The 13,248-nt window shown below is 34.0% G+C and carries 10 protein-coding genes; 3 read left to right on the top strand and 7 right to left on the bottom strand.

From position 1 onward, the window contains the following. The first annotated feature begins 234 nt into the window (after positions 1-234). Positions 235-501 carry a LytTR family DNA-binding domain-containing protein gene (locus Q0828_RS24560; RefSeq protein WP_366523612.1) on the top strand — a complete coding sequence of 89 codons (267 nt, stop codon included), beginning with the start codon at positions 235-237 and terminating at the stop codon, positions 499-501. Between the two features lie 74 nt (positions 502-575). Here Q0828_RS24560 and Q0828_RS17980 read toward each other — a convergent pair whose 3' ends face one another. From Q0828_RS17980 to Q0828_RS17950, 7 genes are all read right to left on the bottom strand, one after another. Next, entirely contained in the window at positions 576-1,232 is a 657-nt protein-coding gene (locus Q0828_RS17980; RefSeq protein ID WP_298424393.1) for an outer membrane beta-barrel protein, read from the bottom strand. Positions 1,233-1,369: 137 nt separating this feature from the next. Then, positions 1,370-1,573 (bottom strand): hypothetical protein, encoded by a 204-nt coding sequence (locus Q0828_RS17975; RefSeq protein ID WP_298424391.1) that lies wholly within the window; start codon positions 1,571-1,573, stop codon positions 1,370-1,372. Positions 1,574-1,665: 92 nt separating this feature from the next. Continuing rightward, the gene (locus Q0828_RS17970) at positions 1,666-2,844 is read right to left on the bottom strand and encodes an LETM1-related biofilm-associated protein (protein ID WP_298424388.1); all 1,179 of its coding nucleotides are present in this window, start codon (positions 2,842-2,844) and stop codon (positions 1,666-1,668) included. An 83-nt stretch (positions 2,845-2,927) separates the two neighbouring features. Further along, positions 2,928-3,524, bottom strand: coding sequence for a superoxide dismutase family protein (locus Q0828_RS17965; protein ID WP_298424385.1), 597 nt, complete (start codon positions 3,522-3,524; stop codon positions 2,928-2,930). A 72-nt stretch (positions 3,525-3,596) separates the two neighbouring features. Then, positions 3,597-6,806, bottom strand: coding sequence for a hypothetical protein (locus Q0828_RS17960; protein WP_298424382.1), 3,210 nt, complete (start codon positions 6,804-6,806; stop codon positions 3,597-3,599). Between the two features lie 72 nt (positions 6,807-6,878). Then, positions 6,879-10,172 (bottom strand): amidohydrolase family protein, encoded by a 3,294-nt coding sequence (locus Q0828_RS17955; RefSeq protein ID WP_298424379.1) that lies wholly within the window; start codon positions 10,170-10,172, stop codon positions 6,879-6,881. Between the two features lie 122 nt (positions 10,173-10,294). Next, positions 10,295-10,939 (bottom strand): DUF2306 domain-containing protein, encoded by a 645-nt coding sequence (locus Q0828_RS17950; protein WP_298424376.1) that lies wholly within the window; start codon positions 10,937-10,939, stop codon positions 10,295-10,297. Positions 10,940-11,121: 182 nt separating this feature from the next. Here Q0828_RS17950 and Q0828_RS17945 point away from each other — a divergent pair, with 182 nt between their 5' ends. Both Q0828_RS17945 and Q0828_RS17940 read left to right on the top strand, forming a co-directional pair. Continuing rightward, on the top strand, positions 11,122-11,475 hold the full coding sequence (locus Q0828_RS17945; RefSeq protein ID WP_298424373.1) for a hypothetical protein: 354 nt from the start codon (positions 11,122-11,124) through the stop codon (positions 11,473-11,475). Between the two features lie 5 nt (positions 11,476-11,480). Continuing rightward, on the top strand, positions 11,481-13,082 hold the full coding sequence (locus Q0828_RS17940; protein WP_298424370.1) for an FAD-linked oxidase: 1,602 nt from the start codon (positions 11,481-11,483) through the stop codon (positions 13,080-13,082). Positions 13,083-13,248 lie beyond the last annotated feature (166 nt).

The raw sequence follows: 13,248 nt of genomic DNA, 5'->3' as shown, positions 1-13,248 counted from the left end.
GGATATTTTAATTAGAAAAACTCACATATTTTATAAGGTATAATCTTTAAAGGGTTTCCCATACAAATACCTTTTTCTTTTTCTAAAAAACAACTCACTAACTCCAAATAATAGTTCACTATTATTTCTTTAGTAGTAGATTTGTTTATTGATTTTTATACTTGAAATTTAGAAATAAGTTGATGAACATAACATTACTTTTGTTTATGCTAATAACGATCAATCTTTTATTCGTTGACGTATTTAGAAACTGTTTTGTCAAAACAATTATTTTTTAGAGTGAATCGTAAATTTATCATACATAAAACGTTTCTAGAACGTATTGAAAGTTCTGCAAATTCATGTTTACAAATAAAACTAAACAACTTCAATGAACAAGAAATTGTTGTAAGTCGTAGAACGTATAAAAGATTTGAAAAACTGGTTGAAGTAGTTGTAAATTATGTATGTAATAGTATTTTTAGGGCTTTTTGTAAAGAACGAATAACTAATTTATACTAACTAATAAGAGCATCCTTTTTGATGAAAGTTAATGCTCTTACTTATCAGTTTTTTTCTTATTTAATTAATCTATTCTAAAGATTAATACCAAACAATAATCCAATAGTATTAATTCCAGCAATCTTTTGTTTATCAGTAAAACCAGCATTTGAATTGCTATCTATACTTGTAAAATCACCTTGTGTATTAAACATAATTCCCAAGCTTAATTTATGATTTAAGTTATATGACATACCAATTCCTGATTGAAACCCAAAACTCCAACCTTCATATACATCTTTAATCGTTGTAGTAGCAAAGCTATATTCATCTTTAACAACAGTTTGTCCATAAAAACCAATATTTGCAACCAAACGAACTTTACGAGATACATTATAATTTGCACTAAATAAAAGTGGAATTTTAATTGTTCCGCGTTCATGATAGAAGTTTTGATTTGCACTATTGAAGCCGTTACCAGTCAATTGATTAAAGCCAATTCCCGTAGAAATCCCATAACGTTTTCCTATTCTATAATGTACTAAAATATCAAAGGTACTTGCGTCTAAATTGTAATTTGGTTGGTTATCATTATCAACAGATGTATAACCGACACCACCAAAACCAATGATACTAAACCTAGAATCTGACTGTTGATTGTCGTCATCATGATTTTTTGTATGATCTTGTGCGGTTAAAAAATTAAAAGAAAAAAGAAGTACGAATACGAATGTGAAATTTAATTTATTCATGAGAAAGAGTTTTATTTACAAACGTGAAGCTACTTAGAATATTTGAAAAGGATAAAAAGTGGTAGTCGTGATTTATAAATTTGCAGCTATATTTTATAGTTGTAAAACAAAAAGCGAACCGAAGTTCGCTTAGAATATCAACCAGTAGTGAAGCTACACCATGATGCAAAAGTTTCACAAACTCTTTGTGGACCATCTGTAAACCATTCATGATCGTGATCTACCGGTGGTGCATATGGATCAGCACAACCATTTGATTGTGGAGCTCTTCCACCAACTGAATTAAAAGTAGCAATAGCCACTTTGTTGACTTTCAATAATTTTAAATTTCTTTTTTTCATAATAAAAAAGTTTGAATTAATAATACCTTATAGTTCTACGAATGATAAAATGTTACCCAGAAAAGAAAGTACTATTAATAACAATTTATAAATTATTCATCAACTCTGTTGTCGTCAAATCCTGAAGGTAAAATATTTGGGATAAACTTAATTACAAATGGTAATAGCAACATGCCGCCAGGAAGCATGAATATTGCCAAACTTGGAATGGTTTTGAAAATATCGAGTAATTGATCTTTTACTTTTTTTTGTTCTTCATCGCTCAAATTACGAACTGTCGATTGCGAAAGTAACAACATTAACTCCTTACTTTCTTGCAATTCTTTTGATAAGCGTTTTTTGTTTCGAGTAATTAATTTAGAAACCATATTGCTAGAATTTTCATAGAAACTCTGCACCATGTTTTGCGATTTTAATAATTTGATATCATCTTTATGTGTAGTATAATATTGATGAATGTCATCTGTAGCTTTTAGGATTGTTCCTTTTGAAATATGTAAATCATGTGCTAATTGATTTAAAAACGTACGTTCTTGCTCATCAATTATTTTATCACTCCAAAATGTCATACAAACTAAATCTACAATATATTGTTTTGTTAATGGATGTGTAATATGGACTATTACTTCACTGTAATGCAAGCGAACACGATGATCGTAACGGAAAGAAGCTTCAAATAGTTTGATCAAACTTTCATCATATTGGCTTTTTTCAGTTTTTAAATCAAGCGCAGCAAAAATGATAGTTTCAATTGAAGATTCCATCGTATGTAAATAGGCGTCACTGACTGCTCCTGAATGTAAATATTTTTCATATGCCAATACATCTACAAAAAGTAATGTATTTGTAATAAAGTAATTAAAATTCTTTGTAATCACATTATCATCAATGGCAATACGTTTGTTAATCATACTTTCGAGTAAATCGTATGATTTTTTCTTTCCCATAAACAATTCTTCAAAGAAAGAACTCTTATAATCGTCTACAATATTGTAGAAATCAATTACACTTTCTATAAAATCTTCTTCAAATTGATGGTATTCATGAATGAATAAAAACGATAATATAATGTTGATTTTACACAATTCGTCATGCGAATAGCCATCTTTTTCAACCTGATTGAATAACGTATGAAAGTTAGTCCCATAGATAAAACCACAGGTTTTCAAATTGTGATAGAACTCGTCCAAAGTATGCGCTTTTTCTTTTTTAGGAAGCGCACTATATTCTTGTAATAACTTTTTTATCCAACCTTTTGCCGATGGGTTCATGATTGCTATATATTATAGAAACAAAAATAAAGCTACTTGGTTAGAAGTAGCTTTATCAATATTGTATTTATGTTAAAATTTATTTATTGAATAATTCCGCCACAGCTTACACGTTTTCCAGCGGCTCCAGAAGGTTGCGATGTTAAATCATCTGTTCCTTGATGCACAATAATTGCTTTTCCAATAATGTTTTTGTTTTCATCATCACAGCCAATACACCATTCGTCTGTTTGAAAAGAAATAGTTCCATTACCATTTTCATCAGCGTCAAAGTTTCCAATATCTCCTTTATGATATCCTGTAGCAGCACCCCATTTTCCATGTGGTTGCGAAGTAGGATTCCAATGTCCGCCAGTAGATTTTCCATCAGGGGAAGAACAATCTGCTTTTGCATGGATATGAATTGCGTGTTTTCCTGGTGTTAAACCTTCCATAACAGCAGTCATATTTACAATTCCATACTTTTCAGTAAAAACAACATTTCCAGTAACATTACTATCACTTTTTGAAGCCAAAGCAAATTTTACTTTTTTCACTTCAGTCGTTTTAGTAGCAGTTTCTTCGGATACTTTTTCTGTCTTTTCTTCCGTTTGAGGTTTAGCTTCTTCTTTCTTTTCACCTTTACAGCTTACAGAAATTAGTAGCAATCCAGTAGCAAGAATTAATATTCCTTTTTTCATTATTTTGGGATCTTTATTTAGTTCGTATTGTTAAAAAACTAAGGTAAGCAGATAATTAGCTAAATGCAAATCTTAGTTTAGTTGAAATGATTTTGTTTCTTTAAATGGTTTTAAATCAATTTGTTCCATTTCAGTACGATACGTTTTCCATTCTTTGTTGAATAATGCATTTGTTTTGTCCAACGCTTCTTTTAAAGCATCTTCAGCATGTTTCATTAATTGACGTTCAGTAGTTGTTAATCCAGTTTGACGCGATCCACTATACCAATTTGCTGTGCCAATTCGTTGCATTACATTTACTTCAGGATTTCGAGTAATCCCTTGACGCTTATCTACTTTTCCTAAATATAAAGCAATCACTGTATCAATCTTTTTTACGATTGCTTTAGACTTTTTGATTGCATCTTCATGCTTTTTCTTGTCTAATTTTTTAAGCGTAGCTTGATATTCTTTAGCAATATTTTTACTTTGAACCAATTGCTTTACAGCATCTGCAGCTGTTTGCGTCATGCTTTCAATTTTCTTCCCTGCAGCATACGTTTCGTCAATATTTTTCTGAGAAACTTGTAAACGTGGATCACTTGCTACTTTAATAGAAGTTTCAGAAACCTGATCTCCATACGTTAATTTCAATTGATATGTTCCTGGTTTTACAGCCATGCCGCCTGGTTCACGTCTACGTTTACGAATAGTTCTTGATGGCCTGTCAACTCCTTTTTCGTTCATTCCCCAAAACATTCTATGAATTCCATTTTCTTTTGGAATTTTATTTTTTAGGGTGCGAATCAACTTTCCATTGTTATATACTTGAAGCGTAAGCGAATCCCATTTTACTTTCTTTTCATCGGTTTCTTTGGCTTCTTTCTTGTCTTTATCATCCTTTTTGTCTTTCGGATCTTTCTTAGGCATTTCTTTCTTATTGATGTAATACGAAATCATAGCGCCACCTCTTTTGTTTTCACCATGATACGTAGCATCTGCACCAAAACGACTTCCTGTTGGTTGTTGATACGCTGCTTGATATGCAGTTGGTGGTTCAAAAAGTTCAATGTTTTTAGTAAGAATGTTTTTGTCTTTTGCAATAGCACGTAATGGACGAATATCATCTAAAACCCAAGCAGCTCTACCAAATGTTCCAATAACTAAATCATGTTCACGTGGTTGAATTACTAAATCTTTTGTAGAAACTGTTGGAAATCCAGAAGTCCATTTTTGCCACTTATCTCCAGCATCTAATGAAATGTATAAACCATCGTCCGTTCCTAAAAATAATAAGTTTTTATTTTCTGGATCTTCCACGATAGATAGTGTATAACTTTTTACATCAGTAGCATCAACAATGCGTTCCCACGTTTTTCCGTAGTTTGTGGTACGATATGCATATGGTTCGTAATTGAAGCGTCTGTAATCATTAGCCACTAGCAATGCTTCACCTTGCTTTTTATTAGATGCTTTTACTTGTACTATCCAGCTTCCAGTAGGCAAACCTTTGATGTTTTTGGTAACTTCTGTCCATTCTTGCCCACCATTTCTTGTAATATGTACACGTCCGTCATCTGTAGCTGCCCATAACATATTTTGCTCTAGTGGAGAAGGTTCAATTACTAAAACAGTACAATGATTTTCTGCTCCAGTAGCATCCATGGTTAATCCACCACTTTCTGCTTGTTTTAATTTAGCAGGATCATTGGTAGATAAATCATCCGAAATTACAGTCCAAGTTAAACCTTTGTCTGTACTTTTATGTACAAACTGACTTCCAAAATAAAGTGTGTTATTATCAAAAGGATCAATATTGATGGCTGCATTCCAGTTGAAACGAAGTTTTACTTTAGCGTCTGGATGTGTTGGTTTTACAGTATAATTGTTTCCAGTTATCCAATCATAACGAGATACAAAACCTTGTTGACTCATAGACCAGCCGTAACGAGAATCATCTTTATCAGGAACCACATCAAATCCGTCACCAAACGAAATTTCTTGCCAATATGAATTACGAATTCCTTGCGAACGCCATACATATGCTGGTCCACGCCAAGAACCATTATCTTGCATTCCTCCATAAACATTGTATGGAAACTCGTTATCTACATTAATGTGATAGAACTGCGCCACAGGAAGATTTCCAATGAAACGCCAAGTTTGCCCACGATCTTTTGTAATGTTCACTCCTCCATCGTTTCCATCAATCATGAATTTTCCGTTTGTCGGATGAATCCACCATGCATGATGATCAGGATGTACACCATTACTAACTCCATAGGCTGGCATAAGTTGACGGAAGTTTTTTCCACCATCATCAGAAACATTCACATACGTGAAAATTGTATACAATCTGTTTTCATTTTGCGGGTCAACATAAATTTCAGAGTAGTAAAATGGACGATTTCCAATACCAGGTTTGTCACTTACTTTTGACCATTTAAATCCGCCATCTGTACTTTTATACAGCGCATTTTTCTTAGCTTCAATTAAAGCATAAATAACATTTGGACTGCTTGGCGCGATTGCAATTCCGATACGTCCCAAATTACCTTTCGGTAAGCCTTCTTTATCAGTTAATTTTTTCCAAGTTTTTCCACCATCATGTGTAATGTGTAAACCAGAACCTTCTCCGCCAGATTTGAAAAACCAAGGATCACGTTTGTGTTCCCACATAGCAGCAATTAGTTTATTAGGATTTGTTGGATCCATTACTAAATCGGCAGCACCAGTTTTGTTATTTGCAAATAGAATTTGTTTCCAAGTTTCGCCACCATCTGTCGTTTTATAAACGCCACGCTCAGGATGTTCTCCCCAAGGAGAACCAATAGCTGCAGCATATACAACATCAGGATTTGTAGGATCAATAATAACACGGTGAATGTGACGTGTTTTTTCTAATCCCATTAGCTTCCAATTTTTACCACCATCTAATGATTTGTAAATTCCGTAGCCACCATTTAGACTATTTCTTGGATTTCCTTCTCCAGTTCCAACCCAAATTACACTTGGATTTGACTGTTGAATAGCTACAGCTCCGACAGAAGCAGTTACTTCTTTATCAAAAACGGGCTTCCATTTGATACCGCCCGACGTAGATTTCCAGAGTCCACCAGATGCAGTTCCAACGTACATTATATCAGGGTCGTTAGTAACAACATCAATAGCTGTAACACGTCCACTCATTCCGCCTGGACCAATGTTACGAGGTTTCATATTTTTCACCGTTTCCATAGAAAACTCTTGCGCAGAGAGGTTTATGGTAGTAAGTGTTAAGATTAGTAGGATTATTTTTTTCATTTTAGGTTGGTTTTAGTTTGTATTGTTTTTTGGTTGATGGTTTTATTTTTAAGGATTCTTATATGTTATCTATTATTGATGTCCTAAATGACAACCGCAACCTGGTGTTGTGAAGCTATTTGATTCTTCATGCCAAGGAAATGCTGCGTTAAATTTGTTATTTTCCCAATAGAATTGTGTACGTTTATTAGATTCGTTACCAATTTCATTCATCGTTTCTGTATCATATAAACGTCCGTTTATCATTGTATGCGTAATACTTTCTGTATTTCTGATGTTTTCTAAAGGATTTTTATCCATGATGATTAAATCGGCTAATTTTCCAACTTCTAGCGAACCAATATCGTTTCCTGCGCCAATGTATTCTGCTGGGTTTATCGTTGCCGTTTTTAAAGCTTCCATTGGCGACATTCCACCTTGTGCCATCATCCAGAGTTCCCAATGTGCGCCCAATCCTTGCAATTGCCCGTGTGCACCTAAGTTTACTTTTACACCTTTATCTGCTATAGCTTTTACCGTTTCAGATGTTAGAATATGTCCATTTTTATATTCTTCTTCAGGTAACATCATACGATGTCTTGAACGTGCATCAATGATTGCTCTTGGTGTGTATTTTAGAAGTTTTTCATTTTCCCAAACATTTGTTTTTTGATACCAATAGAATTCTCCATTAACGCCACCATAGTTCACTATTAACGTTGGTGTATATCCAGTTTTACTATTTCCCCATAATTCTAATACATCTTTATAAACAGGTGAAACAGGAATATTGTGTTCTACACCTGTGTGTCCGTCCATAATCATAGTCATATTGTGATAGAATGTGGATCCACCTTCAGGAACTACAAATATGCCTTCTTCGCGCGCCGCTTGTAATATTTGTTGGCGTTGTTCGCGGCGTGGTTGATTGTAACTTTTAACTGATAATGCGCCAAATGCTTTGGTACGTCTAATAGACGAACGTGCATCATCAAGATTGTTTACAACGGCTTTGAAATCTCCGTCGGCTCCATATAATATGAAACCAGTAGAGTAGAGGCGTGGTCCTACTAGTGTACCATTTTTAACCAATTCTGATAAAGCAAAAACTGTTTCTGTATTGGCAGACGGATCATGAGCTGTAGTAACTCCAAAAGCAAGATTTGCATAAAATTGCCAGTGTTTCTGAGTTGTTAATCCGTAACGGAATGCACCAATGTGTGCATGTGCATCTACGATTCCTGGCATGATTGTTTTTCCTGCCATGTTGTATGTTTTTGCTCCGCTAGGAACTTTTATATCGTTTGCTTTTCCAATAGCTTCAATACGATTATTTTTTATGATAATTGTTCCATTTTCAATTACTTTTTCATTATCCATAGTAATGATTCGCGCATTGGTAAATGCAATTCTTCCCGAAGGTTTGTCAGTTTTTTGTGTGAGATTGATTTTGATTCCTTTCGAAGTGAGTTCAGGAGTTTTTTCTGGGGAACCGTCCAAAAATGTAAATCTATCTTTAATTTCATTAGAAAAATATTCATCACCTAAAGTCCACATTACTTTTTTACTGTCAGGAGACCAATGTAAATTTACACCAGCATCTTTAGCAATTTGAGCCACAGGAAATGCTTTGGTTTTGTTGTCTAAGTTTACTTTCTGACCCGTAATAATCATTGGTGCTACATAGGCTTTGTGTAATTGAGAGAAAGCAATCCATTTGTTGTCTGGGCTAGGAACAATTCTGTTTGCATATTTTGAAGTAAAGTGAGTGCGTTTGTCATTTCCTTGAAGATTTACACTATGCAATGATTTTGTTAAGCTTCCAAAGTATGTTCCACCAGTTTGAATGAAGATACGTTTTCCATCTGCTGAAAAGATTGGATATTCGCCATCTTTGGTTACAAAATGTGTTTCGCTTCCGAAAGCTGTCATGGTATAGATTCCCGCTTTTTTAGCAAATGTATATCCTTGATCACTGTTTCCGCGTTCTTTTCTGTAGACAATGTATTTTCCATCAGGAGAGAACGAAGGTGTTCTGAAACTTCCTTTTTCAGAAGTTAATTGTGATGAGTTTCCACCGCTTATTGAGATTTTTCGAACTGAACCTAAGTTGATATCATTCCAAGTAACGTATACGATTTCTTTCCCGTTAGGAGAAAAACTAGGCTCTGATTCAAAATCGGTTCCTTTTGTCAATCGTTTTGGTGTCCCGTTTGGTAAGTTTTTCTTCCATAAGTAGCCAACTGCATTGAAAACCAACGTTTTTCCATCGGGAGAGGTAATTGCTTGGCGAATTACTTTTGCATCAAACGTATCAGGTGCTACAGGTGTATCAAAAGAAACTGCTTCCGCAATTTGAATATTTGCATTTACCTTGAAAGGAATGTTAGATACTTTTAAAGAGTTGATTTCTATTTTGTTGATTTTTCCGGCTGCCCAAAACACAATTTCTTTATTATTTGGCATCCAGCTAAAGTTTGGATAGACACCAAATATTGCCCACGCTTCTTGCTGATCTTTGTCTAATGCATCATATAATGGCCATTCTTCACCAGTTTCTAAATCGTGTAAGTATAACACAGATTTTGTACGCACTCTTTTGATGAATGCTAGTTTTTTTCCATCTCTTGATATTTGTGGACGCGAAGCACCGCCCGGTCCACCAGTGATTTGGATTGTTTTACCCGTTTGGAAATCATAACGTTTGATAACATAGATTTGCTTATTCGGATCTTTGTTGTATTGAAAGAATCCACCAGGATATACATCTTCACTGTAATATAGGTAACGACCATTAGGAGATACAGAAGGTTCGTTTACATCTTGTTGTGCATTTTTCTTTTTGGTTAGTTGTAAGCCAGCACCACCAGTTATGTGATATTGCCACATTTCTCCTGCTCCAAGTGAACGTGTAGAAGTAAAGTGTTTACGTGCTACAAACGAATTGCCATCGGGCATCCAAGTGGAATTATTTAGCAAGCGGAAATTTTCTTTCGTAATTTGTTTCGCTTCCGAACCATCTGCATTCATGATCCAAATGTTATCACCACCACCAGCATCACTTGTGAACAATATTTTTGAACCATCAGGACTGAAATGTGGTTGAACTTCAAACGGAATTCCAGAACGTAATACTTTAGCGTTTCCACCAGAAATAGGAATACTATATATATCGCCAAGCATATCAAATACGATGGTTTTTCCATCTGGACTTACGTCCAAATTCATCCATGTACCTTCCGTTGTTGTGAATTTGTGATCTTTGTAGTTAAAGTCTCCTTTAGGATTTGAAACGTCCCATTTGGTGTCTGATTTTGATTTTTCTTGCGCAAGCGAAAAATATACAAAAAAGAGTCCGAGAAGGACAGAAAGATTGGCTTTTAACATTAGGCTTTGGTTTAGGCTTCTAAATTAGCCAATCTTATGTTAATATTTCTTAAAAGTGTGTTAAGGTGTTTTTTGTGTTTCTTAAATGTTTGAATCGTATGAAATTATTAACATGGCAATAATTACCGAGGTATTTTGAGAGGTTTCTTTTTTAGTTTTTTAAACCAATACGTTATGTACGCAGCACCAAAGATACTTGGAGTTAACCAACCAGCTATTCCAGGAATGAATTGATTGACGACTATAAAAGCGGTTACGGCAGCTATGTAACCTCCGAGCATTTTCCCGATGTGTAGTTTTAACCAACTTTTACGAAGTTTTTTTATGTTTTTAAATAAAAGTAAATCTCTTATGGAGAATATGATTCCGACACTTCCGAAAATGGTTAGAAGAATGTTTATTTTTCCAGTAAAAATTATTGGGTATGCAATCATGATGATTCCCGTAAGGAGCATACATCCAGAAATTACCTTGTCAAAGATAAGCAAAGGGTTTGGCTTTTTGAATCGCAATGCACGATACCCTGTAATGATGAAGTAAGCACTAAATAATCCGATAGTGAATAGAAATGGATTCTCATGTTTTGGTAATACAGCAATGATTAAAGCTGATATAGCAGCAAGTAGCATAGCATAGTAGAATACAATTCCTGATTTTTTATGATAGTTATCTCCTTTTTTTGTGATAATGGCTATAAAACCAGCAATAAAAGCAATACTACCCAAAGTAGCGTGAATGTAGATAAGATACGTAGCAAAGATTTCCATTTGATTTATTTTGTGTCAAATTTCATTTATTTTTTAGTTTGATAAAATTCTTTAAGACTGAATTGAAGAATTTGTATGCTGAGTTGTAATGCACACAGTAATCGCTTGAATTTTGGGTGTTTATACCCTTGAAATCCTGCCGAGAAACGATTATTTTTATAGTTAACCAATTTTAAGAAAATATGAAATCAAAATATAAAGCTTTTGTAAAATGGACTATTGCACTATTGGTCTGTTGTCTTTTTACCTCTTGTTATAGTGTCCGATTAAAAAATGTATATGGAGATCCAATGCCCGACCTCGTTAGTGATAGAACTGACTATTACAGAATGATGAAGGTGAATGAAATAGATACGGTAATTACGATAAAAGCAACGGATAAAGATTTTACGTTATTGTTGAAAGATTGCGGTACAAGTGGGATTCATACTGTAGAATATAAAAATACATTTGGAGGTGTTCTCCTAAGTGCTGTAACGTTTGGTAGAAAACGACGTGTTCGTGTAAAATATGTATGTATGAAACCTAATTTTTAAGAATCATGGCAAAAACAACACCTTACACAAAAAGTACTTGGGATACTTTACACAATAATGGACCATTTCCCTTAAAAACATTATACATAACCGAATTAGAAGGTTCGGCAAATATGTTTTCAAAGTATGATAGATATAATGATGCAGCATTGGAAATTCAACGATTAATTAGAAAAGCAGCAGATAGAAATGAAGGTTTTAGAGCGTATGGTTCTAGTTGGTCATTATCGCATATTGCACATCAAAAAGATAATATGCATTACAATGGTTTTATGAGTATTCATATACCAATTCCACAAAACTTAATGCATGCAAATACCACGTATACAAACGAGAATTTATTCTTTTTTCAATGCGGAAATACTATTAAACGAGTTTCAGAAGTATTGGGTTCGCATGGTAAATCGCTAAAAACGAGTGGCGCAAGTAATGGACAAACCATTGCAGGTTGTATATCGACAGGCGTACATGGAGCTGCGTTAAATGTAGGTTCTATACAAGATTATGTAGTTGGTTTAAATATCATTGTAGGTGATAAACCAACCGATATCGTTTATTTGGAACGACATACTAAACCTGTATTAGATGATGATTTTGCTAAAAAAATTAATGCAAAAGTGATTCGAAACGATCATTTGTTCAATGCTGCGTTGGTAGGGTTGGGGGCATTCGGATTCATTCATGGAGTTGTGATTGAAGCAGAAGATCGTTTTTTATTAAAAAGATATGTCAAAAAGATAAAAAAGGAAATTGCTTTGGAATTAGCGGATACGATGGATTTTGCAAATTCTACCTTCAAGATAGATGGAGAAGTGGATGAACATGGAAAACCAAATCGACCATATCATTACAAAGTTTTTATCAATCCGTATACAAATGAAGAGGAATATGTGGTTGAGGTGATGTATAAAAAACCATATAAAATTCCATACCCTGATCCGTTTCCTGTAATCAAAACATCATTGTATAAAGACTTGATATATCTACTCATAAAAGTGTCGGAGAAATTCCCGAAAAGTATTCCTTGGTTTATCAAAAAGTTACGAAAAACAATTCTTCCTGCTGTAGATGAAGAAACATTAGGAACTTTATACGAAACGTTTTGGGATGCACCATATCAAGGACCTGCGTTTGCCTGTTCGGTAGGAATTCATCATGAAAATTCATCAAAAGCATATAAAGTTTTAGAAGAAATGACTCAGAAAGAAGGTCCAATTCCAGGCATTTTTGCAATGCGATTTGTAAAACAAACAGAAGCTACCTTAGGTTTTACAAAGTTTCCGATTACCTGTATGCTAGAAATTGATGGTGTGCTTTGGGAAAAATCTAGAAAACTTATGAGTTTAACGGAATACTCAAGGCGAATGATAGAAGTATTACAAGAAAACGATATTCCATTTACAATTCATTGGGGGAAAAATTCCGATTGGAAGTTTCCTAATTTGGTGAATGATATGTTTGGTGAAAAAGTAGTGGAATGGAAAAAATATAGAAACGGATTACTGTCTACAGAAATGCAAAAAGTATTTTCAAACGGTTTTTTAGAAGATACAGATTTACATACGCCAAATGATATAAATGACGATGATTTGATAGTTTCCTTATAGAGAAGATAATTATGATATTAAAAAACCGAAGCTACTTTCTGCTTCGGTTTTTTTTATTTTTATGTCAGTAATCTTATGATAAGCTTTATTGACTTGTTTCAGAAATTCACATAAAATATCGAGGCAAGCCTTGGAATATTTTAAATCTCGATTATCGAGTAAATTA

The organism is uncultured Kordia sp. (assembly GCF_947496985.1).
Lineage (GTDB): Bacteria > Bacteroidota > Bacteroidia > Flavobacteriales > Flavobacteriaceae > Kordia.
Note: the sequence above shows the minus strand (reverse complement) of the source record. Positions and strands in the feature narration are given on the sequence as shown.

Coding starts and splice junctions, on each gene's coding strand:
- Q0828_RS17965 (WP_298424385.1), bottom strand. CDS start 3,524: ATGAAAAAAGGAATATTAATTCTTGCTACTGGATTGCTACTAATTTCT.
- Q0828_RS17970 (WP_298424388.1), bottom strand. CDS start 2,844: ATGAACCCATCGGCAAAAGGTTGGATAAAAAAGTTATTACAAGAATAT.
- Q0828_RS17940 (WP_298424370.1), top strand. CDS start 11,481: ATGGCAAAAACAACACCTTACACAAAAAGTACTTGGGATACTTTACAC.
- Q0828_RS17945 (WP_298424373.1), top strand. CDS start 11,122: ATGAAATCAAAATATAAAGCTTTTGTAAAATGGACTATTGCACTATTG.
- Q0828_RS17975 (WP_298424391.1), bottom strand. CDS start 1,573: ATGAAAAAAAGAAATTTAAAATTATTGAAAGTCAACAAAGTGGCTATT.
- Q0828_RS17980 (WP_298424393.1), bottom strand. CDS start 1,232: ATGAATAAATTAAATTTCACATTCGTATTCGTACTTCTTTTTTCTTTT.
- Q0828_RS17955 (WP_298424379.1), bottom strand. CDS start 10,172: ATGTTAAAAGCCAATCTTTCTGTCCTTCTCGGACTCTTTTTTGTATAT.
- Q0828_RS17950 (WP_298424376.1), bottom strand. CDS start 10,939: ATGGAAATCTTTGCTACGTATCTTATCTACATTCACGCTACTTTGGGT.
- Q0828_RS17960 (WP_298424382.1), bottom strand. CDS start 6,806: ATGAAAAAAATAATCCTACTAATCTTAACACTTACTACCATAAACCTC.